The following is a 26,232-nucleotide window of genomic DNA, read 5'->3' on the forward strand; positions in this document are numbered from 1 at the left end:
GGCTCCTACCACGTACGGCGTAGGAGCCGACTTTAGTCGCGATGCAGACGACACCGTTTCAAGACAATTGCTGCTACGTGCAGGCGCCTGGGTCTTTGTAGACCTCGCACCAGGCCGCTTTCAGCAGTGTCCTGCAGCCTGAGTCATGCTTGGCCCGGAACGCTGCGACGCTTTCGACGCTCATCTGCCCCGGGATTTCCTTGCGCAGTGTTACCAGTTGCTGTGCCACCACTTCCTGCGCCTGGGGGGTATCGCCTGCCTGCTTCAACAGCGCGTAGAACGCCTTGGAAGCCTGCTTGGCGCTGATGTCCAGCTGGTCGCCATCAACCGAGAGCAATTCGTAGTAGGCCGAGCAGACAAGGCGTGGGTCGTCGGCCGCGTTGGCGTGGGAAATGCTGAATACGCTGGCCGACAGCGCGAGGAGAAGAGGCAAACGCATTGGGAAAATCACATCCGGATTCAAGCTGGCGATGTCACGATGATACTACGCTGCCATGGTTGTGATCCAATCTTGAATGTCATGGTGCAGGCGTCTCGTTGCGCTCGAACCAGTCCGCCGCCGTGCGCCATAGGCACACGCCAAGGAAGTACGCCGACATCAGCAGCCACAGCGTCAGCACCAGCGGGTTGATGGCCGGGTGGTCGTGCACCAGCGACAGGCTGCACAGCAGCCAGATGGCGGTGACGGCGATGTTCACCGGCATGAAGCGGCGCACCCGGAACGGGTGGAGGAATTTCATCCGGGTCACGGTCAGCAGGGCCAGCAGCACGATGGTTGCCAGGGTCCACCACGGCGACGGGCTGAGGGTGTACAGGCACAGGGCGACCACGTTCCAGGCGGCGGGGAAGCCCTGGAAGTAGTTGTCCTTGCTCTTCATGTTGACGTTGCAGAAGCAGAACAGCGACGACACCAGCATGATCGAGGTAGCCACCAGCGCGGTGTAGTCGGGCAGCGGGATGTAGCGGTAGATGAACAGCGCCGGGATGAACACGTAGGTGAGGTAGTCGATCACCAGGTCCAGCACCGAGCCGTCGAAATGCGGCAACACCGTCTGCACGTTCACCCGGCGCGCCAGCGAGCCGTCGACGCCGTCGACGATCAGCGCCACGCCCAGCCACATCAGGCAGGCCTTGGGCTGGTTTTCGAACAGCGCCAGGGTGGCCAGGAAGGCGGTGACCACGCCAGTCGCGGTGAAACCATGGGCGCCCCAGGCTTTGAGCCTGGCCAGGTGCAGGGTCGAGATCACAATGCGTCTCCGAAAAAGGGAAGGGCAGCGACATGCTGGCTGCACCTACAGACCGGGTGCGGCCGGCAGGGTTCAGCGCGGTGATCTCAGAATAGGCAATGGGCGGCATGTGCCGCCGAGGTTTTTGCGTTCAGGCCGCCGGGTGGTGTACCGGCGTGTCCAGCAGGTTGGCCTGCAAAATAGCGTTGAGGAAGCGGAACGGGTCATTCAGGCCCACCACCTCGCTGCTGAAGTGGCGGCTGGTCTGGGGCATCAGCACCGCGGCGTAGCGCGGGTTGTGGATCAGCGTGGGCGTGCTGCGCAGCACCACGTGCTGGCGGAACATGTTTTTGCCGAAACGGGGGAAGCTGACGTGCAGGTGGACGGCTCGAAACATGGCGGTGCCTCCGGGGGGACGTATCAGGGCCTTGGTTCCGTTATACCAAGCCAACCTGAAGGGCAGCTGAACACCCGGGACCGCTGGTCGCCGTGAAATATTCACCTGTCATTCCCTGCCGCGTGCGAATAAAATTCGCCAAAACCCGCTTTCAAGGCCTTCTGATGGACAAACTCGACCGCGCCATCCTCGACATCCTCCAGGTGGACTGCACCCGTTCGGTCAGCGACATCGCCGACCAGATCGGCCTGGGTAGCACCGCCTGCTGGCGGCGCATCCAGAAAATGGAAGAAACCGGCATCATCCGCGCCCGCGTGGCGCTGCTCGATGGCAAGCAGCTGAACGTGGGCGTGGTGGTGTTCGTCTCGATCCGCACCACCCAGCACAACGCCGAGTGGATCGAAGGCTTCCACCGCGCCGTGGCCGATATCGAAGAGGTGGTGGAGGTGTACCGCATGGCCGGCGACACCGACTACCTGCTGCGCGTGGCGGTGCCGGACGTGGCGGGGTATGACGCGGTGTACAAGCAGTTGATTCGCATACCGGGGCTGTCGGACATCAGCTCGAGTTTTTCCATGGAGCAGATCAAGTATTCCACGCGGTTGCCGCTGCGCTATGCGCCTTGATTTCGCTTCGGCGGTGCCGGGACGCTGCCTGCGGCAGCTGCTACAGGAGGTCCAGGAAGCGCTGGATGGCGGGGGTGATGCGGTCTTCGTTCCATACGTACCACAGCTCCGCGTAGGCGCCTTCATCGGTCAGCGGCCGGAAGCTCACCGTGGGCATCGCCAGGCTGGCAATCGACGCCGGCACGATGCCATAGCCCATGCCCGCCGCCACCAGCCCGAGAATGCTCGCCACTTCCGGCACCCGCCAGGCCACGTTCAACTGCACGCCGGCGCGCTGGGCCAGGGTGTGGGCGATCTGCAGGATAGCCAGGCTGGAGGGGTCGTCGAAGCTGATCATCGGCTCGGGCGCCAGGTCAGTGATGCTCACCGCGGCCTGCGCCAGCAGCGGGTTGTCGTTGGGCAGGGCGACGATCAGCGGCCGCCGAGAGCCCACGCGCTTGTGCTGGCGCGGCCCCAGCTCAACGCCCGGCGCACGAACCACGGCGATGTCCAATTCGCCACGCTGCAGGGCGGCCAGCTGGTCCTCGATGCGCTGCTCATGCAGGGCCAGGCGCACGCCGGGGTACTGGCTGCGCAGGCGCTTGAGCAGTGACGGGAACTCGGGCTCGAACATCGCCGAGCCCACATACCCCAGGTGAATCGAGCCCAGCTCGCCACGGGCGGTGCGCTGCGCCACCTCGCTGGCCTGCTCGTGCATGGCCAGCAGGCGCTGCACCTCCAGGCGGTAGGCGGCACCGGCCACGGTCAGCTCGATGCCGCGCTTGCGGCGCAGGAACAGCTGCACCGCCAGCTCGGTTTCGAGCTTCTTGATCTGCTGGCTCAGGGCCGGCTGGGCGATGCCCAGGCGCTCGGCGGATTTGCCGATGTGCAGGGTTTCACACACGTCGAGGAAGTAGGCGAGGCGGCGCAGGGAAGTCGTCATGGTTGGATTATAAGTTTTTTCTTATCAATAACACACCTTCCAGTGGATGGATCATCCATTCATTCGGGTTCATTGTGGTTGCACCTTACGTGTACAGCCAAAGAGGCGAAGAACCCATGCCCAAGCCACCGATCAACGACCTGCGCAGCGCGCTCGCCCGCCTGCAAGACCACCCCGGCCAGCTGCTGGAAACCGACCACCCGGTAAACCCTCACGCGCAACTGGCCGGCGTCTACCGCCGCATCGGCGCGGGCGGCACGGTGAAGCGCCCGACCCAACTGGGCCCGGCGATGATCTTCAACACCATTGAAGGTTACCCCCATTCCCGCGTGCTGGTGGGCCTGATGGCCAGCCGCGAACGCGTCGGCCTGCTGCTGGACAGCGCCCCGGACAAGCTCGCCGAACGCATGGGCGAGGCGGTGCGCAACCCCGTCGACCCGGTGATGGTCGACCACGCCGACGCGCCGTGCCAGGAGATGGTCTTCCACGCCGACGACCCCGACTTCGATATCCGCACCTTGCTGCCGGCCCCCACCAACACCGAGGAGGACGCCGGGCCGTTCTTCTGCCTGGGCCTGGTGCTGGGCAGCGACCCCGAGCACGGCCACACCGACGTCACCATCCACCGCCTGTGCGTGCAGGACCGTGACAAACTGACGATTTTCTTCGCCCCCGACCGCCACATCGACCATTTCCGCCAGAAGGCCGAGGCCGCCGGCAAGCCGCTGCCCATCACCATCAACATGGGCCTGGACCCGGCCATCCCCATCGGCGCCTGCTTCGAGGCACCGACCACGCCACTGGGCTACGACGAGCTGAAGATTGCCGGTGGCCTGCGCGGCACCGGCGTGGAACTGGTGGACGCGGTGACCGTGAACCAGAAGTCCATCGCCCGCGCCGAGATTGTCATCGAGGGCGAGATCCTGCCCCATGAGCGCATGCGCGAAGACATCAACACCAACACCGGCCACGCCATGCCCGAGTTTCCCGGCTACAACGGCCCGGCCAACCCGGCGCTGCCGATCATCCGCGTGACTGCCGTGACCATGCGCCGCGAGGCCATCCTGCAGACCCTGGTGGGCCCGGGCGAAGAACACACCAACCTGGCCGGCATTCCCACCGAGGCCAGCATTCGCAACGCCGTGGACCTGGCCATGCCCGGCTTCCTGGTCAATGTGTACGCGCACACCGCTGGCGGCGGCAAGTTCCTGGCGATTTTGCAGGTGGCCAAGCGCAAGGCCGGCGACGAAGGCCGCCAGCGCCAGGCGGCGATCATTGCCCTGGGCGTGTACCGCGAGTTGAAAAACGTGATCCTGGTGGACGAGGACGTCGACCCCTTCGACTCCAACGATGTGCTGTGGGCCATGCAGACCCGCTACCAGGGCGACATGGACACGCTGTTCCTGCCCGGCGTGCCCGGCCACGTGCTGGACCCCTCCCAAGGCCCGGAATACAACCCGGCGCTGCTGGTGCGCGGCAACACCTGCAAGACCATCTTCGACTGCACCGCGCCGTTCCACCTGCGCGAGCATTTCACCCGCGCCGAGTTCGTCGACGTCGACCCGCACCCCTACGCCCCAGAACTGTTTCCCCGGAGGCCAGCATGAGCACTAAACGCCAACGCCTCGTGGTGGGTATCAGCGGCGCCACCGGCATCATCTATGGCATCCGTGCCCTGCAGATGCTCAAGGCCCTGGACGTGGAGAGCCACCTGGTGGTGTCCAAGGCCGCCGAGATGACCCGCTCCTACGAGACCGACCTCAGCCGCGAGCAGCTGTATGCCCTGGCCGACCACGTGCACCCCATCGCCGACGTCGGCGCCAGCATCGCCAGCGGTTCGTTCCGCACCCTGGGCATGCTGGTGGCGCCGTGCTCGGTGCGCACCCTGGCCGAAATCGCCAGCGGCGTGACCACCACGCTGCTGACCCGCGCCGCCGACGTGGTGCTCAAGGAGCGCCGGCGCCTGGTGCTGATGGTGCGCGAGGCGCCGCTGCATTCCGGGCACCTGCGCAACATGCTGGCCGTGAGCGACCTGGGCGGGGTGATCCACCCGCCGGTGCCGGCGTTCTACACCCACCCCACAAGCCTGGCCGACATCGTCGACCACACCGTGGCACGGGCGCTGGACAGCTTCGGCCTGGAGGTGGAGGACATGCCGCGCTGGGGCGAGAACATCGACGTGGCACCGGCCGCGCGCAAGTATGCGGCGGCCGTGGGCCACTGACTGACGGTCAGACGCGCTGGTCCTTCATGGCCTGGGCAATGTAGTCCGCCTGGCGGATCGCCAGGGTGACGATGGTCAGCGTCGGGTTCTCGGCCGCGCTGGTGGTGAACTGGCTGCCGTCGCTGATGAACAGGTTGGCGATTTCATGGCTCTGGCCGAAGCCGTTGCACACGCCGTCCTCGGGCTTGGCGCTCATGCGGCAGGTGCCCAGGTTGTGGGTGGAGGGGTAGGGCGGCACGCGGTGGGTCTTCAGCGCGCCCACCGCCGTATACAGCGCCTGGCCCTGGGTGTAGGCGTGCTCGCGCATGGCCAGGTCGTTGGGGTGGTCGTCGTAGTGGACGTTGGCCACCGGCATGCCGAACTGGTCCTTGACCTGGTCGTTGACGGTGACGCGGTTGCTCTCGCGCGGCATGTCCTCGCCCACGATCCACAGGCCGGCCAGGTGCGTGTACTGCTCCATGACCCGGGTGAAATCCGGGCCCCAGGCGCCGGGGTTGAAGAAGGCGCCGAGGAACGACGGGCCCAGGGAGATCGTCTCCATCTCGTAGCCGCCGACGAAGCCGCGGTCGGGCTTGAACTTCACCTCATCGCTGATGATGCCGGCCATGATGGTGCCGCGGTAGAAGTGCACCGGTTCGCTGAATTCGGCGAACACCGAGCCGGTGGTATGGCGCATGTAGTGCTTGCCGACCATGCCGGCGCCGTTGCCCAGGCCATTGGCAAACCGGCCGCTGTGGGAGTTGAGCAGCAGCCGCGGGGTCTCGATGGCGTTGCCGGCCACCGCCACCAGTCGCGCCTTCTGCCGTTGCAGCTGGCCGGTGGCGTCGGCGTAGACCACGGCGTTCACCAGGCCCAGGTCGTTGTGTTCGATGTGTACCACTTGTGATGAAGGGCGCAGGTCGAGCTTGCCGGTGGCCTCGGCGGCGGGGATTTCGGTGTACAGCGTCGACCACTTCGCGCCCATCTTGCAGCCCTGGAAGCAGAAGCCCAGTTGCTGGCACGAGGCGCGGTTGGCGCGTGGGCGGCTGTTGATGGCCATGTGGCCGGTGGAGCACTCGGTGTAGCCCATCTTCTGCGCGCCGTTGTACAGCACCTTGAAGTTGTTGTTGCCGGGCAGGCCGGGGATGTCGTTGGTGCGGGTCACGCCCATCTTGTCCTCGGCGCGGGCGTAGTAGGGCTCAAGTTCGGCCAGGGTCACCGGCCAGTCCAGCAGGTTGGCGTCCTGGATCGCGCCGTAGGTCTGCAGCGCGTGGAATTCGTGTTCCTGCAGGCGCAGGCTGGCGCCGGCCCAGTGGGTGGTGGTGCCGCCCACGGTCTTGCAGATCCAGGCGGGCAGGTTGGGAAAGTCCTTGGCCACCCGCCAGGTGCCGGAGGTGGTGCGCGTGTCGCCCCACGCCAGCTGCGAGAACGATGGCCATTCGTCGTTGATGAAGGTGCCCGGGCTCTGCCGCGCGCCGGCTTCGAGCAGCACCACCTTGATGCCTTTCTGGCACAGTTCGTTGGCCAGGGTGCCGCCGCCGGCACCCGAGCCGATGACGACCACGACCGAGTCGTCGTCATGGTTGAAGTTGGTCATGGGCGTGCTTCCTCAGGAGAACGGATCGGGGCTGGCCGAGGCGGGTGGGGCGGGTAGCCAGGACAGGTCATTGAACCCGCGCATCAGGTAGCCGCCCTTGGGAAAGGACGCGCCTTCGTAGCCGAAGTGCAGGTACGCCAGTTCGTTGCTGTACAGGCTGTTGACCGCGTTGCCGCGCACCAGGGCGAAGAACGGCGTGTCCTGGATGTCCTGGAGGATGGCGAACTGGCGCGCCGCGTCGAGCTTGCGCCAGTCGCCGCCGGCCTTCTGGTCGAGGGTGGCGATGCCTTGCCTGAGGGTGTCGGCGACGCCGGGGTCGGTGCTGGCCTTCTGGTCCAGGGCCTGCACCGGGAAGGCGTAGACCGCGTCTTCCATGGTGTCGTGGGGGTAGATGCGGCGGATCATCAGCAGCAGCTTGTCGCCGCTGTCGCTGTCCAGGGTGGTCATGGGCAGGGCCCAGCTCTGGCTGGGGGCCATCAGGGCAATGGGACCGCTGGCGAACAGCAGCGTGCCCAATAGCACGCCGCCGCTGCCCTGAAGAAACCGGCGACGATCGAGTGTCAGGTTACTCATGGCGAAGTCCTTCTTATTGTTGTTGTCACGCAACCCATAGTAGTAACGCCAGCGGGGGGCGGGTAATAGGCGCCTACTACGTTGGAATAAGCTTAGACCCGTAGTAGGCGCCTATTACCCGGCGGTGGCGCGGCAGTCCTAGACTGGGCCACCTCACTTGAGTGCCCCTGCCATGTCCTTCATCAGCGAAAACCAGCCAGGCGTGTGCCTGGAACCCGATGCCGAAACCCAAGCCTACGTGTTCAACCACAGCATGATCCGGGTCAAGGACCCGTGCCGCTCGCTGGACTTCTACACCCGCGTGCTGGGCATGCGCCTGCTGCGCCAGGTGGACTTCCCCGAGGCGAGGTTTTCGCTGCTGTTCCTGGCCATGACGGCGGGCGAGGACGTGCCGGACGAGCGCGGCGCCCGCCAGGTGTATACCTTCGGCCGCCAGTCGGTGCTGGAGCTGACCCACAACTGGGGCACCGAGAGCGACGACTCGCAGTACCACAACGGCAACAAGGACCCGCGCGGGTTTGGCCACATCTGCTTCAGCGTGCCGGATATCGAGGCAGCCTGCGCGCGCTTCGAGCGGCTGCAGGTGCCGTTCGTCAAACGCCTGGACAAAGGCATGAAGCACGTGGCGTTCATCAGCGACCCGGACGAGTACTGGATCGAGATTGTGCAGGCGGATTTGTTGGCTGACTTGGGGCAGTGACGGGGCTGGACGCGGCCTTTGGCCGCTGCTACAGGGGTTTGTAGCAGCGGCCAAAGGCTGCGTCGGGCTAAAACACCGACCAGTTGATCCGTTCGCTCAACAGCTCCAGCGCCTTCATCCCCGCCAGCGAGTTGCCCGCCGCGTTCAGCTCCGGCGACCACACGCACACGGTGAACTGCCCCGGCACCACGGCGATGATCCCGCCACCCACGCCGCTCTTGCCCGGCAGCCCCACGCGGTAGGCGAAGTTGCCGGCCTCGTCGTACAGGCCGCTGGTGGCCATGATCGAGTTCACCTGTTTGCTTTGCCGCGGCGTCAGGATCTGCTCGCCGCTGTGCTTGCAGAAGCCCTCGTTGGCGAGGAAACAGAAGGCCTTGGCCAGGTCCACGCAGTTCATCTGCAGCGCGCAGTGGCTGAAGTAGCTGCGCAGCACCGCCTCCACCTCGTTGTGGAAATTGCCGAACGACTGCATCAGGTACGCCATGGCCGCGTTGCGCGAGCGATGCTGGTACTCCGACTCCGCCACCTTGCCGCCCACCAGCACATGGGGGTTGCCGGACAACCGCCGGACGAAATCACGCATCGACAGCGCCGGTGCGGCAAAGCGCGACTGGTTGATGTCGCAGATCACCAACGCCCCGGCATTGATGAACGGATTGCGCGGCCGCCCACGCTCGAACTCCAACTGCACCAGCGAATTGAACGGCTGCCCCGACGGCTCATGCCCCAGCCGCTCCCAGATCGCCTCCCCGGAATGCCCGATGGCCTGCACCAGGCTGAACACCTTGGAAATACTCTGCACCGAAAACGGCGTGTACGCATCGCCGGCGCTGTGCAGGCTGCCGTCGTTGCCATACACGGCAATGCCCAATTGATTCGCCGGCACCAAGGCCAGTGCGGGAATGTAATCGGCGACCTTGCCCTGGCCGATCAGGGGGCGGACTTCGTCGAGGATCTGGTTGAGGAGCGTTTGCATGGGGGGCCTTGTTGTTGGAATGCCGGTGACTAGACGCCGTAGCCCGGCGCGGCATCACACCGTAGCAGCGGCCGCGAGGCCGCGTCACTGGCGCTTTAGATCGTGGGGCCTTGGACGCAGCCTGGCGGCAGCTGCTACGGGGCTTTCGGGTTTTCGGAAAATGCGCGGGGATGATCGGATGTGTCCTACATCTTTCTTGTTTTGCAATCCCTAGAGTTCGGGTTCAACCGCGCCGCATGCCCGGCGCCTGGAACATGACAAGGGGGAATTGATGACATCTCACGGCCCTGATTACAGTACCGATGCTCCACGTCCAACGACCAGCGCCACGGAAATATCCGGAACAGGGCATTCCCCTGTCTGGTATCCGCCACAGTTTCCAGAGGCGGGGCGGCTGCCACGGCAGGCGGGGCAAGTGGCCCGAAACATTCATCGTCAAGAGAGCATGGAAAGAGACTACCAGGATGCCCTGTCCATTGCCGCAAACTATCGCGTGACGCCACCCTGCTGCAAAACCCTGCATATCAGCCTGTTCTTCGACGGCACTGGCAATAACCTGAATAACGACTTGCTGCAGTCGGAAGTCCCCCACCCGACCAACATCGCTCGGCTTTTTCGCGCTTGCATTGGGGATGGCATTGCGGGTGGAACAACACATCAAGGTGATAAGGCTCGCGGGCTTATTGACAATGCGGGGGTCGGGCTGGGTTCGTACTTCAAATATTACATGCCGGGGGTAGGCACGCCGTTTCCGGAAATGGGTGATCTTGATTACAGCACCGCCGGGTTGGCCAGTGCCTGGTTCGGCGAAGAACGCATCAACTGGGGGTTGTTGATGATCATCGACGCCATCCGTCGAACCCTAGACCAGCCGCCGCTAGCCACCGAAGTGTTGTCGGCAGCCGTCAAGTCCATGGGGACCTGGCCGGGATTCGAGGGAGTGAGCGGCCAACGCCACCGCTTGGCCGAGTTCACCAAACAACTTAGCGCCATAGAGGCCCCACTGCGTTATGCAGTGCTGCAACCCACGCCAGGGGTTTGCAAGTTGTTGGGTATCAAGCTTTACGTGTATGGCTTTTCTCGAGGGGCGGCCGCAGCGCGCGCATTTGTCAGTTGGTTGGACGAATTAATGCGCTCGCGTCCGACCCTGTCATTTGGCGATCTGGAAATACCCATCACCGTAGAGTATCTGGGGATTCTCGACACGGTAGCCTCAGTGGGTATAGCCGACATAGTGCCTGGCGCGCGCGGCCACATGGGGTGGGCTGACGGCAATCAGCAGTTGCCAGCCAGTGGCTTGGTCAAGCGCTGTCTGCATTTGGTGGCGGCTCATGAACAACGGGTGAGTTTTCCACTTGAGTCGATTCGTCGGCAGACTGGGGATTATCCGCCTAATTGCATTGAGGTGATTTATCCCGGGGTGCATTCGGATTTAGGGGGTGGGTATTTGCCGGGCGATCAGGGCCGAGGCGTCGGGAGGGATGACCGTCTTCTACTTTCACAGCTCGCGCTGCATGAACTGTATGCGGATGCATTTGCTCATGGCGCGCCCTTAAAAGTTCCGAGTGCTGCTTCACCGATCAATTTATATGATCGACAGTCCAGGGTAATGGACCTGACCACCTCGACGCAGTTCGCAATCTCATCTGATCTTGTTCGTCGCTTCAATGCCTGGCGTCAAGTGACCCTGGGGCTCGCACTCATCTCGGCCCCTAACTCAAATGAAGTTTGTTCAAGCTTCCAGCCAGTGGTCGCGGATACCTCATTGGAGCGAGCATTGCGCATTCAGTTAGGCTGGATCACCGCCTGGCGCATAGACCGTTACGCCTTCGCCAGCTTGAAAAACACCCCATTCTATAAGCAAGCGACTGATAGCCACAGTGATGGCCTCAGCCGCAGCTTGGCGGAAACACAGCGAAACAACCGTCAGGCAGCGATCGAAGAACAGCGCAAGGTACAGGTGTCGCTCCAACGTTATGGAAGTGACAAGGCCCCAATGCATCCCGGCATCCCGGCCTTCGATCCTGACCTGGCGCGCACACAGCTGCGCGAAGCTGCCGAGGAGTTCGCCAAGGCTTACCGCAATGACCGCTTGATGGCGGCAGCACTCAACCGTTTGGTACCGGCCTACGGCCCTCCCGCGTTCGTCGCCCGCATCATCACTGCCAATGTGTATGCCGAGGCGCTGCACATGAAGGCATCTGGCAGGGAAAAGGTCAGTCGCTTGTTTCCGCCCTTTGCAGGCTATCGCAACCATGTCGACGAGAACATTCGTGGCGAGGTCGATGAGTATCGCAACGCGAGCATGCCCGAAGGGCTGTTGCGAGACTTGTTCGACGATCAGGTACATGACTCTCGTGCCTGGTTTCTCCATTCGTTCGGCCGCGAGCCAATGGGCAGCTATTTCCGCGAACGCATGGTGTTCTTTGGTACAGCCAGCCGCAGGGAAGTGGCGATTCACGGCGAAATCGACACCTCCGGCATGGCATATTTTCCCCGGGACCCAGAACATATCGCGAGGGCCCAGCAGGCGATTAATGCCAGATGGGCTGCCTTTCACGCCCAACTGGAGGACGAGGCAGCCGATGATTTGGCGTGAGAGCAGCTGCCAATCTCTTCACAAATGGGCAGCTTCCATCAAAACGTGGTGCACCACTTTGCTGATGGGGATCGTCGCTGGCCCGGTTTCCGCCAATGTAATCGTTGGCATAAATCACACTCATCGGGGCATAGAGCAATTTAGTGTGGACGGGCGTTCGGCCATCGATAGCATTGGCCCCTATCAAGGCGGGGGCGGGGCTTGTTGTTTTAGGACCGCTGCTCGCTGGCAACCCGGAATGACTGTACGGATAGACTGGGAAACCGGTGCCAGCGGGGTCAGCAAGCTGGCTGACGAGTTTCCCGGTTTTGCGGATGAAGCCAAATACGACGCATGGCTCGACAAGGTCCAGGCGCAAAAACGCCGACATAGCAAGATTGTCTCGGTACCTGACTATACCAACCAGCAAACCTGCGGAATCACTGTTCACTTTCTCCCTTGCGATGACGTGCAAGTCACTACCTCATGCCATGTATACGGCAGCCCCGGCTACCCCATAAAAGCGCCACTTCGCTCACCGACCCCCCCGTCATGTCCCCATAAGGAGCACTAAACCTGTAGCAGCGGCCACCAGGCCGCGTCCCAGGCGCCGCAAATCCTGTGGCCTTGGACGCAGCCTCTCGGCAGCTGCTACGGGGCTTTCGGGTTTTCGGAAAAAGCGTGGTTAGGGTCGGATATGTCCTACATCTTTTCTGTTTTGAAGTCCTTAGAGTCCGGGATCAACCGCGCCGCATGCCTGGCGCTTGGAACACGACAAGGGGGAATTGATGACCTATCGCGGCCCTGATTACAGCATCGATGCCAGAAGGCTTTTCGTCGCTTTGCTGATGGGGGTTGCTGCTGGCCCGGTTTCGGCCAACGTAATCGTAGGTATCAATCACACAGGGCAGGCCATCAACCACTTCAGCGTCGATGGTCGGTCGGCAGTGGATATTATTGGACCTTACCGCAGCGGAGGCGGTGGTTGCTGCTACGCAGTACCAGCAATTTGGCATCCGGATATGGGTGTACGCATAGAGTGGCAGACAGGTAGTGCCTACTCCGAGGATTTTCCGGGGTTCGCCGACCGTCCCAAGTTTTTTGCATGGAAGGAGAAGGTCGAGGCTCAGACGCGTAGCCTTGACAAGTGGGTGTCAGTGGCGGACTACACCAACCAGCAAACCTGCGGAATCACTGTTCACTTTCTCCCCTGCGATGACGTGCAAGTCACCACCTCATGCCATGCATACGGCAGCCCCGGCTACCCCATAAAAGCGCCACTTCGCTCACCGAACCCCCCGTCATGTCCCCAAAAAGAGCACTAAACCTGTAGCAGCGGCCACCAGGCCGCGTCCCAGGCGCCGCAAATCGTGGGGGTTGGGACGCAGCCTGGCGGCAGCTGCTACGGTACAATGCTGAACGTTCAACCAGAGCAGCTGCCTTCAATGCCCAGTATCACCCTGTTCCAAACCCCACCCCCCGAGTCGTTCCAGGCGCAGATCCAGCAGCTGGTGATCGACAACCTCACCGCCATCAGCCAGGTGGCGCTGCCGGCCGGTAATGCGCTGTACCCGCTGTACCAGTACGGCGTGGGTTATGAGGTGTATCAGTACCTGCAGGCCATGGACGGTTCGCGCGGTTTTGCGGTGGAGGTGGTGGCGGCGCTGGATGACGAGGACCCGTCGCAGCTGCTGGGCTTTGCCCTGTACCTGCCACTGAGCGGCGACGCCGAGGCGTGTTCGCTGTTGTTCCTGGCGGTGAAGGACGGGCATCGGCGCCAGGGCATTGCCAGGGCCATGGTGCAGAAGGTGCTGGCGCGCTACCCCCATGCGGAGCTGGGCTGCGCGGTGAGTCAGGTGGCGTGCGGGCAGGCCCTGGGGTTCCAGGTGATCGGCACGCGCGGCTCGCAGGTGTTGATGAACACCCGCGACCACGCCTCCCAGGGGCTGACGCCGGTGCTGGACACCGCGCCCATCTACCGTTCGGTAGAGGTGCGGCAGATTCATGCCTACCTGTTGAAGCAACATGGCGAGCCCGCCATGGTCAACGCCGAGAAGCAGCGCGACCGGCACCTTGACGCCCTGGCGCGCGAGGCGCAGGCGTTCGTCAAGGTGCACCTGGGCCTTTAGAAACGCGGCTTCACGGTCTTCCAATCCGGTTTGTAGCGCTGCATCTGGCGCACGTCGTCACGCTGGCGGATGCCGCAGCTCAGGTACTGGTCGTGCAGCTTGCCCAGCTGGTCGTGGTCCAGCTCCAGGCCCAGGCCGGGCGCGCGGCTGATGCTCACGCAGCCGTCAACGATCGGCAGCTTGCCGCCCTTGATCACTTCCTCGTCCGGCTCCTGCCAGGGGTAGTGGGTGTCGCAGGCGTAGTCCAGGTTGGGCACGGCCGCGGCCACGTGGGCCATGGCCATCAGGCTGATGCCCAGGTGCGAGTTGGAGTGCATGGACACGCCCAGGCCGAACACCTGGCACATCTTCGCCAGCGTCTGGGTGTCACGCAGGCCGCCCCAATAGTGGTGGTCGGCGAGCACGATCTGCACGCTGTCCAGCGCCACGCTGCGGCGGAACTCGTCGAAGTCGGTGACCACCATGTTGGTCGCCAGCGGCAGGCCGGTGCGCTTGTGCAGCGTGCTCATGCCGTCCAGGCCGGGGCAGGGGTCTTCGTAGTACTGCAGGTCGTCGCCCAGCAGTTCGGCCATGCGGATGGCGGTCTCCAGCGACCAGTTGCCGTTGGGGTCGATGCGCAGCGGGTAGCCGGGGAAGGCCTTTTTCAGTGCCTTGATGCAGGCCACCTCGTGCTCGGGCGGCAGGGTGCCGGCCTTGAGCTTGATGCTCTTGAAGCCATAGGCCTCGATCATGCGCGCGGCCTGGGCGACGATCTGTTCCTCGTTCAGCGCCTCGCCCCAGTTGTCGGGCTTGTAGGGTGAGTCAATGTGCTGGGCGTATTTGAAGAACAGGTAGGCGCTGAACGGCACCTTGTCGCGCAGGGCGCCGCCCAGCAGGTCCACCAACGGCACGTTGAGGGCGTGCGCCTGCAGGTCGAGGCAGGCCACCTCGAACGCGGAGTAGGCGTTGCTCACTGCCTTGCTGGCATGGGAGCCGGGCGCCAGTTCGGCGCCGGCCAGGGAGCTGGTGCGGTTGGCCGCCACCGTGGCCTCGACGATCTGCCGCAGGCGGTTGAGGTTGAACGGGTCCAGGCCGATCAGTTGGCTCTGCAGCTGCTGCTGGATGGCCAGCGCCGGGGCGTCGCCGTAGCTTTCCCCCAGGCCGATGTAGCCGTTGTCGCTCTCGATCTCGATGATCGAGCGCAGGGCGAAGGGTTCGTGGATGCCGCTGGCGTTGAGCAGCGGCGGGTCGCGGAAGGCGATGGGGGTGACGGTGACGCGCTTGATTTTCAAAAGTAATGCTCCTGAAGGCAGGCTCGACGAATTAGGCGATGGCAACCGCGGCCTTGCGTGGCTTGGGCGCGCGCGGGGCCGGGGTGCTGCGGGCGAAGAAGATCACCACCGCAGCCACCAGCGAGGTGGCGGCCAGGCCATACAGGCCGCCCTCGATGCTGCCGGTGGTCTGTTCAAGAAAGCCGAAGGTGGCCGGCGCGACGAAGCCGCCCAGGTTGCCGATGGAATTGATCAGGGCAATCACCGCGGCGGCGATGCGCGCGTCCAGGTAGCCCTGGGGAATGGGCCAGAACAGCGCCGAGGCAGCCTTGAAGCCGATGGCGGCGAAGCAGATGGAGACGAAGGCGAACACCGGCCCGCCAACCGTGGACATGAACATGCCCAGCGCCGCTACCACTAACGTCACGGCCACCCAGGCCTGCTGGTGCTTCCACTTCGCGGCCACGGCGGCGAAGCCGTACATGGCGACGATGGAGATCAGCCAGGGCACCGAGTTGAACAGGCCCACCTCGAAGTCCGCCAGGTTGCCCATTTGCTTGATCATGCTCGGCAGCCAGAAGGTGGCGCCGTAGATGGTCAGGGCGATGGAGAAGTAGATGAAGCAGAACAGCGCGATCTGTCGGTCGGCCAGCAGCTTGAACATCGACGGCTTCACCACGTGCTGGGCCTCGCGGGCACGCTGTTCCTCGGCCAGGCAGCTTTCCAGCGCCTGCTTTTCAGCCTCGTTGAGCCAGCGCGCCTCACGTGGGTGCGACTGCAGCCAACACCACACGAACCCGCACAGCACCAGCGAGGCGCCGCCCTCGATCAGGAACATCCACTGCCAGGCATGCAAGCTCAGGGCGTTGATGCTCAGCAGCGCGCCGGACACCGGCCCGGAGATCACCGAGGCGATGGCCGAACCGCTGAGGAACACCGCCATGGCCTTGCCGCGCTCGGCGGCCGGCAGCCATTGGGTGAAGTAGTAGATGATGCCCGGGAAGAACCCGGCTTCGGCGGCGCCCAGCACGAAGCGCAGCACGTAGAAGCTGGTCTCGCCGCGCACAAAGGCCATGGCCATGGCGGCGGCGCCCCAGGTGAACATGATGCGGGTGAGCCAGGCGCGGGCGCCGAAGCGCTGCAGCAGGATGTTCGACGGCACCTCGAACAGGGCGTAGCCGATGAAGAACAACCCGGCACCCAGGCCGTAGGCGGCCGCGCCGATGCCCAGGTCGGCTTCCATGTGGCTGCGCACGAAGCCGATGTTGACGCGGTCGATGTAGTTGACGATGAACATCACCACGAACAGCGGCAGCACATGGCGCTTGACCTTGGCCGCGGCCTGTTCCAGCACGCTGGGGTTGAGGGTTTTCAAGGGCGACTCCCGGTATTGTTTTTGTGGGGACAGGCCGATGATGGACGGGTACATTGTTCCCGTCTAATCTAACCTGGCTGTTGATTGATACCTGGATTGAATCAATGTTCGAACTGACCCAACTGCGCTGCTTCACCACCGTCGCCACCGAGCTGAATTTCCGCCGCGCCGCCGAGCGCCTGAACATGACCCAGCCGCCGTTGAGCCGGCAGATCCAGCTGCTGGAGCACCACCTGGGCGTCGAGCTGTTCACCCGCAGCACCCGCAGCGTGGCGCTGACGGCGGCGGGGCGGGCGTTCTTCGTCGAGGCGCAGAACCTGCTGGAGCGCGCCCAGCAGGCGGCGGTGGCGGCGCGACGGTTTGCCGAGGGCGACATTGGCGCGGTGGCCATCAGCTTCGTCGGCAGCGCCGTGTACGAGTTTTTGCCCAAGGTGATCGCCGAGGCGCGGCTGAAGCAGCCCCACGTCAAAATCGACCTGGCAGAGATGAACACCTACACCCAGCACGAGGCGTTGCGCGCCCGGCGCATCGACCTGGGCATCGCCCGCGCGCCGTTGCTGGAACCGGGCTACGCCACCGAATGCCTGGTGCGCGAACCCTTCGTGCTGGCGGTGCCGCGCGGCCATGCGCTGGCGTCGAGCGAAGAGGTCAAGGTCAGCGACCTGGATGGCCAGCCGTTCCTGATGTACTCCCATGCCGCCTACCCGCCGTTCAACGAACTGCTTACCGGCATGTTGCGTTCGGCGCGGGTGGCGCCCGACTACGTGCAGTGGCTGGGCTCGTCGCTGACCATCCTGGCGCTGGTGAACGCCGGCCTGGGCCTGGCGCTGGTGCCGCGCTGCGCCACCAGCGTGGTGTTCAAGAACGTGGTGTTCCGCGACATCGACCTGGGGGAGGGGGTACAGAGCGAGCTGCACCTGATCTGGCGCGAGGACAACGACAACCCGGCGTTCGCGATGCTGCTGGAGGGTATTCGCAACGCCACCATCACGTAGTCACGCCCCCCGTAGCCGCTGGCCCCGCACCTGTCATTTGCCTGCGTCGAAGGCCCGGTCGAAGCGCTCGCGGAAGATCCCGCCCCATTGTTTCAGCCCGTCGATAAAAGCCAGTTTCTCGGGATAACGCGAGACGTTGCTTGCGCGCCAGTTCGAATTGCCTGGCAGTTCGGCCGGGTCGGACGCAATGCCCTCGCGCTCCGGGTTGAACCAGTAGCTGGCCTCCAGCAGCCCCCAGGGCTCGGCCCTGATGAACTCCACTTGCACGTAGTCCTGGGCGTACCCCACGTGGCTGGCGGCAAGGGTGGCGGCGCCGGTGCGCATCAGCATGCTCATGGGCACGGCAGCGTCGTGCCAGTGCTGCAGCGGTGGGGTGAACACGTGGCTCAGGCGCCAGCAGCTCTGGTGGTCTGCCGAGGAGGCTGGCTCCCGTTCCTGGGAATAGACGGAGGGGCCGTGCAAGGCGTCGCAGCCCTTGCCGTGAAAGCTCAGTAGTTGCGTGCGGTTGCGCAGGCTGGTCACCTGCACGGCGGCCATCAGCCTACCGTGTTCGATTTGCCCCAGCAGGTAGTGCTTGCCCACGGCGTTGCCCTCACGGGCGTCGCCGCCAGCCAGCGTGAGCCACTGGCCGGGTGGCAGGGGCAGCTCAAAGCCGTCCATGGCGAAGCTGTTGGTGAACGGCCGCGTCGAGGGCATGGCGACGACCGGCGGCTCGGCCGTGGTGAAAATAGCCATGTTGCCGGGGGCGGCGGTGCTGCCACCCGGCGGGGTATAAGTCACTACCTCCGCCATGGGTGGCAGGTTCATTACCGCTTGCGGCCGGTACAGTGGCCCGAAGGTGATGAACAGCGCGGTCAGCGCCAGCGTGCCCAGCACGCTGGCCCGCCACCATGGCGCGCGGGCCCACAGCGAGGCCACCGGGGGCGCCGTCGGGGTGCCGGTAAAACGGTTCAACAGGCTGACCAGCCAGTGGCCATCGGCGGGCCACGCCTGCCGGCGGCGCTGGCGCTCATGGAAGATGCCGACGAAGGTCAGCAACCAGCCCGCCCGTACCAGCCCCAGCAGCAACCAGGCGCCGCGATGCACCACGCCGGCCATGGCCACGCCGAGGCGTTGCAGCGTGGGATCGACGCCAGGCAGCTTCAGCCACAGCGGCAGGGCAAACATCAGTGCCGTCGCCAACGCGGCGACAGGGGCCAGGGAGAGAGCCCACTCACGGAATGCGCGCATCATTGCACCTTGACGGTAAAGGACAGCCGTTGATTGACCGCCATCACGGGCAGCAGCACGTGGTGGGGCCCCGAGCCGAACCCCAGGGTGATGCCGCCGCCGGGGCCTTCGCGCACGCCGTACAGGACAACCTGGCCGTCGCTGGCCACGGGAATGGCGAAGGTCTGCGGCTGGCGCGTCAGTGACAGGGTGCGCCCATAGCCGGCGCTGAACAGCCGTACCACGTCGCCGTTGTCGCGGTCCGAGTCCCACAGGCTGACCCAGGCCAGGCGCGGCGCGGCGTGGGTGTCGGCGGGCGGGGCAGGCGTGGCGCTGGTCCACACCGACAAGTGCGTGCCCTTGGGCAGGTGCAGGGTGGCGGCCGCCTTGGGTATATCGGCCTTGTCTACCTGTTGCAACGGCAGGGGCAGGCTGGCGTTGAATGCGGATTCACGGGCTTGCCGCTCGGCAGTGCCCAGGGTGGTGGGTGGTGCGCTGCCAGTGGGCGAAAGGGAGTAGGGGGCCAACAGGCTGAAAGCCGCCAAGGCAGCGGAGACCGCCACGCTGGCCGCGATCGAGCATGCAATGACACGCCCGGCGGCCAGTTGCGCCGGGGTGGCGGGGTTCGCTTTGCGCGGTGCATCCATTCAACACCCATCCTGATCGAGCCTGCCGCTGGGGCAGCGGTTCCGCAGAATACCCGAGCGCCCTGGCGGCAGCGATAGCACCGCGCCATGTTTCATCTTGGCCGATCAGTCCGTCCCAGGCTCAGCAGGGCGGCCAGCGCCAGCGCCGCAATCAACCCGGCCAGCACGCTGACCCCCACGGCCATGCCGTGCAGGTCGATCAGGTGCCCGGCCACCACCGGCAAGGCCCCGGCGGGCACGTAGCCGCCCATGTTGAACACGCCGTTGGCCTCGGCGCGGCGGTTGGCCGGCACGTGCAGGGCGATCAGGCTCAGGCCGCCCAACTGCCCCAGGCCCTGGCCGGCGCCGGCCAGCAGGGCGGCGACGATCAGGCAGGGAATGGACGCCTGCTGCACCGCCAACCACAGGGTGGCCATGGACAGCACCGTGGCCAGCCCGCTGAGCAGGAAGATGCGCTTCACCGCCAGCCGCTGCACCGCGAACTGCACGCCAACACCGACCATGAACATGGCGAACGCGGTGCCGCCGGCGATCAGCGGGCTGCTGACGTGGGCGAACGCCGAGAACAGCCCCGGCCCCAGGCTGAGCACGAAAGAGGTGCAGGTGATGCCCGGGCCGAAGAAGGCGATGCCGCGCAGCACATGGCCGACGCTGTCCCGTGGCACCCGGGGCAGCCGCAGTTTCAAGGCGGACGTGGCACGGGGCTGGCGTGGCTGCGCCAGCACCACCCACAGCGCCAGGGCCAGCAAGGCCAGTTCCAGGTTGAAGACGATGGCCACCGGGTGCGCGCTGTATTGCGCGAGCACGCCGGCCAGCAACGGCCCGGTGCCGGCGCCCAGCACCATGGCCACCGAGGCCAGCAGCGAGGCCTGGCGCTTGTGGCTGTCGGCGGCCTGGTCGACCACGTTGGCCATGCCGGCGGAGACGATGATGCCCACCGCCACGCCGGTCAGCAGCCGCGCCAGCATCAGCGCCGCGACGCTGTCGGCGAGCTGGAACAGCACGGCTGCGCCCATCGCCAGGCCCAGGCCCGGCAGCAGCAGGGCCTTGCGGCCAAAGTGATCGGACAGCTGCCCGGCCACCAGCAGGGTGGCCAGCAGGCCGAGGATGTAGCAGGTGAAGATCGTCGCCAGGGTGCCGGCGCCGAAGCCCAGCTGTTGCTGCCAGTGGCCGTACAGCGGGGTGGCGGCGTTGGACAGCATAAACACCGCCGTCACCACCCAGGCGGCGCGCAGCAGCGGGGCGTTGGTGGTGGGCGGGGCGGCGGTGAGGGCCGAGGGGCATGCGGACATGGGGGGAGTACCGTGCTGTGAATCGAGGGGGGCGATGCTAGTCGCGTGGTCGCACGGGTAGAACTCCCCAAGGGCGCATCTGGGGTATGCAAAAATGCACAGCCTGCGAAAGACCAGCCCCGTAGCCGCTGCCGATAGGCTGCGCTGGCCCTCATTCACACTGGAGATCTCCGGTGGCCTCCAGGGCCAGCGCAGCCTTCGGCAGCGGCTACGGTGGTGCGCGTATAGGTTCAGGCCCCCACGCACTCCACGATGAAATCCATCACCGCCCGTATCGGCGCCGCGTTGCGCACGTCTTCATGCACCGCCAGCCAGATCTCCCGCACCAGGCACGGTCCGTCGGGGTCCACCAGCACCAGGCGGTGCTCCGCCGCCATGAACGCCGGCAACGACACCACACCGGCGCCGCCGGCCGCGGCGATGGCCTGCAGGCGCAGGTCGTTGCTGGTCAGGGTGATGGGCCGGCCGTTGGCCTGTTCCAGCAGCCAGTTCTGCTGCGCCGAGCCGTCCATGCTGTCGTCGTAGCCGATGAAACTGTAGTCGCGGGTGCACGCCAGGTAGTCGGGGCTGGCGTACAGGCGAAACTCCATCTGGCCCAGGCGCCGGGCCACCAGGGTGGGCTCGCTGGGGCGCATCAGGCTGATGGTGATGTCGGCCTCGCGGCGGGTCAGCGAGGCGCGGGCCTTGGCCCCGATCAGGCGCAGCTGCAGCAGCGGGTGGCGGCGAGTGAGTTCGCCCACGCGCGGGGCGATCAGGCTGCCGACGAAGGCCGGTGGCGACGACACCACCACCTCGCCCTGCACCTGGGCCTGTTCGCCGCCGGCGAAACGTTCCAGGGCGAACGAGGACAGGGTCATCTGCTCGCCGAACTGGCTCACGCGCTGGCCGTCCTCGGTCAGCACGTAGGCGCGCTGGCGGCGGTCCACCAGTTTCAGCTTGAGCGCGGCCTCCAGCGCGGCGATGCGCCGGGCCACGGTGGCGTGGTCGACGCGCAGCTGGCGCGCGGCGGCGGACAGCGAGCCAAGCTTGGCGAAGAGGGTGAAATAACGCAGGTCTTCCCAGTCGAACATGACAGGTTCCACAATGAACGAGGGCAGATGATAGGCCAAAACGGCGCCGCTGCCGTACACTGGGGCACTTTGCAGCATCAGGAAAACCGGTCCCATGACCCCGTACTCGGAACTCTTCCCCATCGGCCAGGGCTTCGACGCCTTCGCCGCCGCCGGCCTGCCCGCCGAACGTGCCACCGTCGCCCAGGCCCGCCAAGCGCTGGACACCGCCGGCATCAGCGAGGCGACCCTGCAGCGCCTGGCTTCCTTGAAAGGCACCTACCACCTGCTGGCCGCCGGCGAGATGTGGTGCCCGGACTGCCAGCTGAACCTGGCGGCGCTGAACTACCTGTGCCGCGTGCAGCCGCGCGTGCGCCTGGGCATCATCACCAAGGCCCGCGCCGAACAGGCGTTGCGCGAGCGCCTGGGCCTGGAGAAGGTCTCCATTCCGCTGGTGGTGGTGCTGAGCGCTGATTTTGAACAGATCGGTCTATTCATCGAGCGACCCCAGGCGGTGATCGACGGCGGCGAAGCGGTGCTGGCCGCCTACAAGGCCGGCCAGTGCCTGGAAGCCACCCTCACCGACGTGCTGGCGCTGCTGGAAAGCGCCGAACTCGCCGCATAGCCCGGCGGGCGGGGGATAAAAGCCGCCGAACGGTGCTTATCCCCCGAAAAACCTCGCCGATACTCTCCTTACCACAAGGAGGTCATCGGCTCATGTTCAACACCCAAATAAAAAAGCAGCTCGCTGAACAATCGGCCGAACTCGATGAGCTGCGCCAGCTCGTCGACGGCTTGCAACGGGAAATGCTGACGCTGAGCCTCGACCCGCAGATGCGCATCGACGGCTGCAACGAGGGGTTCGCCAAGGCGCTGGGCTATTCGGTGGCGCAACTGGTGGGGCGGCCCATGGCCGAGATCGTACCCAGCTACGTGTCCAAGCTGCCGTGCTACCACAGCCTGATGGCCGCCATCGGCTCGGCCCGCTCCATCACCGATGACTACCGCTTCCTGCGCGCCGACGGCGTGCTGGTGTGGATACGCGCGCACTGGCAGCCGATCAAGGACGCCAGCGGCACCCTGACCCACATCCGCTGCTTCGCCAACAACATCACCGCCAACATCGAGAAGGCCGCTGAAAGCACGTCCTTTATCGACGCGTTGCTGCGTTCCACGGCGGTGATCGAGTTCGACCTCAAAGGCAACGTGCTGTCGGCCAACGACCAGTTCCTGCGCGCCATGGGCTACACCCTGGCCCAGGTCAAGGGCCAGCACCACCGGCAGTTCTGCACCAGCGAAGAGACCAACTCGCCCCGGTACGCCGAATTCTGGGCCACTCTCAACCGTGGCGAGTTCGTCGCCGGGCGCTTCAAGCGTGTCGACGCCCACGGCCACCCGGTGTGGCTGGAGGCTACCTACAACCCGGTGTACGACCCCGAGGGCAAGCTGTGCAAGGTGGTGAAATTTGCCACCGTGGTCAGCGACCAGGTGGCGCGCGAGGAGGAAGTGAACGCCGCCGCCCACACCGCCTACGGCATCTCCCAGCAGACCGACGTCACCGCCCAGCGCGGCGCCGTGGTGGTCAACGACACCGTGCAGACCATGCGCAAGCTGGCCGATGACATGCAGTCGGCGTCCACCGGCGTCGAAGCCCTGGGCAAGCAGTCGCTGTTGATCAGCTCGATCATCCAGACCATCAGCAGCATCGCCCAGCAGACCAACCTGCTGGCCCTCAACGCCGCCATCGAGGCGGCGCGGGCCGGGGAGCAGGGCCGGGGCTTCGCGGTGGTGGCCGATGAGGTGCGGCAGCTGGCCGGGCGCACCAGCACCGCCACCGAGGAAATCGCCGCCGTGGTGCAGCAGAACCAGACCCTGGTGGAAGGCACCGTGCGCGAGATGGCCCACAGCAAGCAGCAGGCCGAGCAGGGCGTGCAACTGGCCAGCCAGGCTGGTGAGGTGATCGTCGAAATCCAGGAAGGCGCGCGCAAGGTGGTGGACGCAGTAGGGCGGTTCGCGCACCAGTTGAGTTGATGCACGCGTTGTTGTGGGAGCTGGCTTGCCAGCGAGCTGTCAAGGCCTGAAAAGCTCGCTGGCAAGCCAGCTCCCACACTGCTCATGACTTAACGGAAGTACTTATCCACGTACCGCTGGATCTCCTGGCGCATGAAGCGCCCGGAGTCGTCCGCGCGCTCCTCCCAGCCAAACACGCAGGCGGTGACGATGCCGTCGAACCCGGTGCGCGCCAGCTCGCCGAAAAACATGTCCCAGTCGATCTCGCCCTGGTGCATGTCCATGTGCTGGTGCACCGTCACCTTCGCCCCCGGCGGGTTGATGATGTAGCGCAGCCCGGACGATGCCTTGTGATTGTAGGTGTCGGCGATGTGCACGTGGTTGATCAGCGTGCCGGCCTGGCCAATCATGCCGGCCATGTCGTCGCCGAAGTGAAAGGTGTGCGGCGCGCAGTACAGGAACCTGACGTTGGCCGAGCCCACGGTCTTGATGATGTCCAGCGCCGGGTTGAGGGTCTCGCACCAGTCCTCGGGGTGCGGCTCGACGTTGAGGGTGATGCCCTCGCGCTCGAGGATCGGCACCAGTTCCTCCATCGACCGCCACCACGCCGCCTCGCTGGACTCGTGGCTGTGCACGCCACCGCAGCAGCTGACGCTGTGGCCGCGGTCGGGCGAGGGGCCGCGGCCGAACTCGGAGTTCATGGTCTGGCAGCCCATCTCCACCGCCACCTCGATGGCGCGCTTCCAGTGTTCAACCGCCGTGCGGCGCTCGTCTTCGTGGGGGCTGGCCCAGCGGTACATGGGCAGCAGGGAGGCCAGTTGCACGTTGTGGTCACGCAGGGCCTGCTTGAACTCGGCGATGCGTTCCTTGTGCGCCCGCGGGTGCACCCACCAGGGCAGGAAGTCGTCGCGGGGCGACAGCTCCAGGTACTCGAAGCCCAGCTCGGCGCTCTTGCGGCACAGCGCTGGCAGGCTCAGGTGGCGGTGCATATACGGGTCCAGGGCGATTTTCATGGCGGCGCTCCATTGTTTTTATTCTCCGGGCTGATGCTAGGCGGGCCAGGCGCGGGGCGCCATGAGCCGCTGGCTTAATGTGTCAGAACCTCTCATGATGCGGGCAGGAGGTGTCAAGACATGTCAGAGCGAACCCAGCACTCCCGCCGTCCGACCATGGCCGACGTGGCCCGTGAAGCCGGGGTCAGCCTGTCCACCGTCGACCGCGTGCTGAACCTGCGCGCTGATGTGCGCGCCGACACCGCCCAGCGCATTGCCGAGGCGGCGAACAAGGTTGGCTTCCATGCCAAGGCGGTGATCGAGCAGCGCCTGCTGACCCACCGGCCCACGGTGCGCCTGGGTTTTCTGCTGCACAAGAGCGGCGTCGCGTTCTACCAGGGGCTGGCCCAGGCGCTGTCTGCAGCCGCCGTCAACTACGCCCATGCCCGCGTTCGCGTGGTGATTGCTTACCTTGATGAGCTGGACCCGGCCAAGGTCGCCGAGCGCATCCTGGCCCTGCGCGGGCAGGTGGACGGTTTGGGCGTGGTGGCCGTGGATCACCCGCTGATCCGCGCGGCCGTGGCGCGGCTGGGCGACAGCGGCGTGGCGGTGGTGGCGCTGGTGTCGGCGCTGTCGGCGGCGGCGGGCGCCGGTTACGTCGGCGTCGACAACCGGCGCATGGGCCGCACCGCTGGCTGGTTCGTCTCGCAGCTGGCCAGGCAGCCGGGGCCGGTGGCGGTGGTGCTGAGCAGCCAGAGCTTCCAGTGCCAGGAGCTGTGCGAACTGAGTTTTCGCAGCTACCTGGCCGAGCACTCCCCGGAGTGGGAGCTGCTGGCCGCGCGGCTGACCCTGGAAGACGACGGCTTCGCCTACGGCAACACCCTGGACCTGTTGATGGGCACGCCGGACCTGGCCGGGCTGTACGTGGCCGGCGGCGGCATTGCCGGGGTGGTGCGGGCGTTGCGCGAGCTCAAGGCGCGGGGCGCGCGCTTGCCCATCGTGGTGTGCCACGAGGTCACGGCCTTGACCCGCGACGCGGCAGCCGAGGGCCTGCTGCACGCGGTGCTGTCGCAGCCGGTGGCAGCGCTGGCCGAACGCGCCGTGGCGGCGCTGGCGCAGCCGGTAGCCGGCCAGACAGTCATCGTGCCCCTGCAAGTAGACGTCCGCGAAAGCCTATGACAACCCGTAGCAGCGGCCCCAGGCCGCGTCCCGCCATTACGCGGTGCACCTGGAAAACCGTGGCGTTCGCGGACGCGGCCTGGGGCCGCTGCTACGGGGCGTGGCGCCCCATTGTTACCATCCAAACAACAGTGTTTCTCCCCCGATCAAATGACAACTTGTCGCAGGGACGTGATTTTTTGGTATGCTTACATTCAGTAACTAACTGATTAGTTAATTGCGTTTAAGTGGTCACCGACCCAAGCTGGCGAGTCGCATCGCCCAGGGCGGTGCGCAGACCTTGCAAGCCCCACGGTGAACATTGTCA

25 protein-coding genes and 2 pseudogenes are annotated in these 26,232 nt (G+C 65.3%); 13 read left to right on the plus strand and 14 right to left on the minus strand.

All coding sequences use genetic code 11. The features are described from left to right. Positions 1-73 precede the first annotated feature (73 nt). From ACWKWX_RS16655 to ACWKWX_RS16665, 3 genes are all read right to left on the minus strand, one after another. Positions 74-439: a hypothetical protein gene (locus ACWKWX_RS16655; protein ID WP_475503701.1), complete on the minus strand. Its 366-nt coding sequence runs from the start codon at positions 437-439 to the stop codon at positions 74-76. 79 nt (positions 440-518) lie between these two features. Then, positions 519-1,247: a phosphatidylcholine synthase gene (gene pcsA, locus ACWKWX_RS16660; protein ID WP_476301558.1), complete on the minus strand. Its 729-nt coding sequence runs from the start codon at positions 1,245-1,247 to the stop codon at positions 519-521. 130 nt (positions 1,248-1,377) lie between these two features. Next, positions 1,378-1,623: a hypothetical protein gene (locus tag ACWKWX_RS16665; RefSeq protein WP_416423845.1), complete on the minus strand. Its 246-nt coding sequence runs from the start codon at positions 1,621-1,623 to the stop codon at positions 1,378-1,380. A gap of 164 nt (positions 1,624-1,787) precedes the next feature. On the opposite strand from ACWKWX_RS16665, the gene ACWKWX_RS16670 reads away from it, so the two are divergent. Beyond that, positions 1,788-2,249 (plus strand): Lrp/AsnC family transcriptional regulator, encoded by a 462-nt coding sequence (locus tag ACWKWX_RS16670; protein WP_416423846.1) that lies wholly within the window; start codon positions 1,788-1,790, stop codon positions 2,247-2,249. A gap of 40 nt (positions 2,250-2,289) precedes the next feature. Here the strand turns inward: ACWKWX_RS16670 and ACWKWX_RS16675 are convergent, their stop codons facing one another. Further along, positions 2,290-3,171, minus strand: coding sequence for a LysR substrate-binding domain-containing protein (locus ACWKWX_RS16675; protein ID WP_416423847.1), 882 nt, complete (start codon positions 3,169-3,171; stop codon positions 2,290-2,292). A 116-nt stretch (positions 3,172-3,287) separates the two neighbouring features. Between ACWKWX_RS16675 and ACWKWX_RS16680 the strand changes: the two genes are divergently transcribed. Then, positions 3,288-4,778: a UbiD family decarboxylase gene (locus ACWKWX_RS16680; protein WP_483828344.1), complete on the plus strand. Its 1,491-nt coding sequence runs from the start codon at positions 3,288-3,290 to the stop codon at positions 4,776-4,778. Next, entirely contained in the window at positions 4,775-5,395 is a 621-nt protein-coding gene (locus tag ACWKWX_RS16685; protein ID WP_483828345.1) for a UbiX family flavin prenyltransferase, read from the plus strand. The genes ACWKWX_RS16680 and ACWKWX_RS16685 overlap by 4 nt, the downstream gene beginning before the upstream one ends. 7 nt (positions 5,396-5,402) lie before the next feature. On the opposite strand, the gene ACWKWX_RS16690 is transcribed toward ACWKWX_RS16685, so the two are convergent. Continuing rightward, on the minus strand, positions 5,403-6,971 hold the full coding sequence (locus tag ACWKWX_RS16690; RefSeq protein WP_483828346.1) for a GMC family oxidoreductase: 1,569 nt from the start codon (positions 6,969-6,971) through the stop codon (positions 5,403-5,405). 12 nt (positions 6,972-6,983) lie between these two features. Continuing rightward, positions 6,984-7,544 (minus strand): twin-arginine translocation signal domain-containing protein, encoded by a 561-nt coding sequence (locus ACWKWX_RS16695; protein ID WP_416423851.1) that lies wholly within the window; start codon positions 7,542-7,544, stop codon positions 6,984-6,986. A 172-nt stretch (positions 7,545-7,716) separates the two neighbouring features. On the opposite strand from ACWKWX_RS16695, the gene gloA reads away from it, so the two are divergent. Next, on the plus strand, positions 7,717-8,244 hold the full coding sequence (gene gloA, locus ACWKWX_RS16700) for a lactoylglutathione lyase (RefSeq protein ID WP_473006358.1): 528 nt from the start codon (positions 7,717-7,719) through the stop codon (positions 8,242-8,244). Between the two features lie 67 nt (positions 8,245-8,311). Here the strand turns inward: gloA and glsB are convergent, their stop codons facing one another. Beyond that, the gene (gene glsB / locus ACWKWX_RS16705; RefSeq protein WP_483828347.1) at positions 8,312-9,220 is read right to left on the minus strand and encodes a glutaminase B; all 909 of its coding nucleotides are present in this window, start codon (positions 9,218-9,220) and stop codon (positions 8,312-8,314) included. 415 nt (positions 9,221-9,635) lie between these two features. On the opposite strand from glsB, the gene ACWKWX_RS16710 reads away from it, so the two are divergent. From ACWKWX_RS16710 to ACWKWX_RS16725, 4 genes are all read left to right on the plus strand, one after another. Continuing rightward, positions 9,636-11,819 carry a T6SS phospholipase effector Tle1-like catalytic domain-containing protein gene (locus ACWKWX_RS16710; protein ID WP_483828348.1) on the plus strand — a complete coding sequence of 728 codons (2,184 nt, stop codon included), beginning with the start codon at positions 9,636-9,638 and terminating at the stop codon, positions 11,817-11,819. A 64-nt stretch (positions 11,820-11,883) separates the two neighbouring features. Next, positions 11,884-12,372 carry a Tli1a family immunity protein gene (gene tli1a, locus ACWKWX_RS16715; protein ID WP_483828442.1) on the plus strand — a complete coding sequence of 163 codons (489 nt, stop codon included), beginning with the start codon at positions 11,884-11,886 and terminating at the stop codon, positions 12,370-12,372. Between the two features lie 274 nt (positions 12,373-12,646). Continuing rightward, complete coding sequence (gene tli1a, locus ACWKWX_RS16720; RefSeq protein ID WP_483828443.1) at positions 12,647-13,123, plus strand: Tli1a family immunity protein; 477 nt, start codon at positions 12,647-12,649, stop codon at positions 13,121-13,123. A 120-nt stretch (positions 13,124-13,243) separates the two neighbouring features. Further along, complete coding sequence (locus ACWKWX_RS16725; RefSeq protein WP_483828349.1) at positions 13,244-13,927, plus strand: GNAT family N-acetyltransferase; 684 nt, start codon at positions 13,244-13,246, stop codon at positions 13,925-13,927. On the opposite strand, the gene ACWKWX_RS16730 is transcribed toward ACWKWX_RS16725, so the two are convergent. Both ACWKWX_RS16730 and ACWKWX_RS16735 read right to left on the minus strand, forming a co-directional pair. Then, positions 13,924-15,198 (minus strand): glucarate dehydratase family protein, encoded by a 1,275-nt coding sequence (locus tag ACWKWX_RS16730; RefSeq protein ID WP_483828350.1) that lies wholly within the window; start codon positions 15,196-15,198, stop codon positions 13,924-13,926. The two genes, ACWKWX_RS16725 and ACWKWX_RS16730, sit on opposite strands and share 4 nt — an antisense overlap. 31 nt (positions 15,199-15,229) lie before the next feature. Next, complete coding sequence (locus ACWKWX_RS16735; protein WP_483828351.1) at positions 15,230-16,552, minus strand: MFS transporter; 1,323 nt, start codon at positions 16,550-16,552, stop codon at positions 15,230-15,232. A 104-nt stretch (positions 16,553-16,656) separates the two neighbouring features. Between ACWKWX_RS16735 and ACWKWX_RS16740 the strand changes: the two genes are divergently transcribed. Next, positions 16,657-17,547, plus strand: coding sequence for a LysR family transcriptional regulator (locus ACWKWX_RS16740; RefSeq protein ID WP_416423857.1), 891 nt, complete (start codon positions 16,657-16,659; stop codon positions 17,545-17,547). A gap of 33 nt (positions 17,548-17,580) precedes the next feature. On the opposite strand, the gene ACWKWX_RS16745 is transcribed toward ACWKWX_RS16740, so the two are convergent. The 4 genes from ACWKWX_RS16745 to ACWKWX_RS16760 form a co-directional block, all read right to left on the minus strand. Then, positions 17,581-18,777, minus strand: a complete 1,197-nt coding sequence (locus ACWKWX_RS16745) for a hypothetical protein (RefSeq protein ID WP_483828352.1) — start codon at positions 18,775-18,777, stop codon at positions 17,581-17,583. After that, on the minus strand, positions 18,777-19,403 hold the full coding sequence (locus tag ACWKWX_RS16750; protein ID WP_483828353.1) for a hypothetical protein: 627 nt from the start codon (positions 19,401-19,403) through the stop codon (positions 18,777-18,779). Before ACWKWX_RS16750 ends, ACWKWX_RS16745 begins: the two co-directional genes overlap by 1 nt. A gap of 92 nt (positions 19,404-19,495) precedes the next feature. Further along, on the minus strand, positions 19,496-20,695 hold the full coding sequence (locus ACWKWX_RS16755) for an MFS transporter (RefSeq protein ID WP_483828354.1): 1,200 nt from the start codon (positions 20,693-20,695) through the stop codon (positions 19,496-19,498). Between the two features lie 230 nt (positions 20,696-20,925). Further along, positions 20,926-21,765 carry a LysR family transcriptional regulator gene (locus ACWKWX_RS16760; protein ID WP_483828355.1) on the minus strand — a complete coding sequence of 280 codons (840 nt, stop codon included), beginning with the start codon at positions 21,763-21,765 and terminating at the stop codon, positions 20,926-20,928. A gap of 94 nt (positions 21,766-21,859) precedes the next feature. On the opposite strand from ACWKWX_RS16760, the gene ACWKWX_RS16765 reads away from it, so the two are divergent. The 3 genes and pseudogenes from ACWKWX_RS16765 to ACWKWX_RS16775 form a co-directional block, all read left to right on the plus strand. Further along, positions 21,860-22,369 carry a thioredoxin family protein gene (locus ACWKWX_RS16765; protein WP_483828356.1) on the plus strand — a complete coding sequence of 170 codons (510 nt, stop codon included), beginning with the start codon at positions 21,860-21,862 and terminating at the stop codon, positions 22,367-22,369. A 182-nt stretch (positions 22,370-22,551) separates the two neighbouring features. Further along, positions 22,552-23,238 (plus strand): annotated as a pseudogene (locus tag ACWKWX_RS16770) (PAS domain-containing protein); the annotation flags it as partial. A 105-nt stretch (positions 23,239-23,343) separates the two neighbouring features. Further along, positions 23,344-23,775 (plus strand): annotated as a pseudogene (locus ACWKWX_RS16775) (methyl-accepting chemotaxis protein); the annotation flags it as partial. Positions 23,776-23,864: 89 nt separating this feature from the next. Here ACWKWX_RS16775 and ACWKWX_RS16780 read toward each other — a convergent pair. After that, a complete protein-coding gene (locus ACWKWX_RS16780) occupies positions 23,865-24,767 on the minus strand; it encodes a sugar phosphate isomerase/epimerase family protein (protein WP_483828357.1) in 903 nt (300 codons plus the stop codon). A gap of 120 nt (positions 24,768-24,887) precedes the next feature. Here ACWKWX_RS16780 and ACWKWX_RS16785 point away from each other — a divergent pair, with 120 nt between their 5' ends. Continuing rightward, entirely contained in the window at positions 24,888-25,925 is a 1,038-nt protein-coding gene (locus ACWKWX_RS16785) for a LacI family DNA-binding transcriptional regulator (protein ID WP_483828358.1), read from the plus strand. Positions 25,926-26,232 lie beyond the last annotated feature (307 nt).

The sequence above is a fragment of the Pseudomonas imperatae genome, from assembly GCF_057128625.1.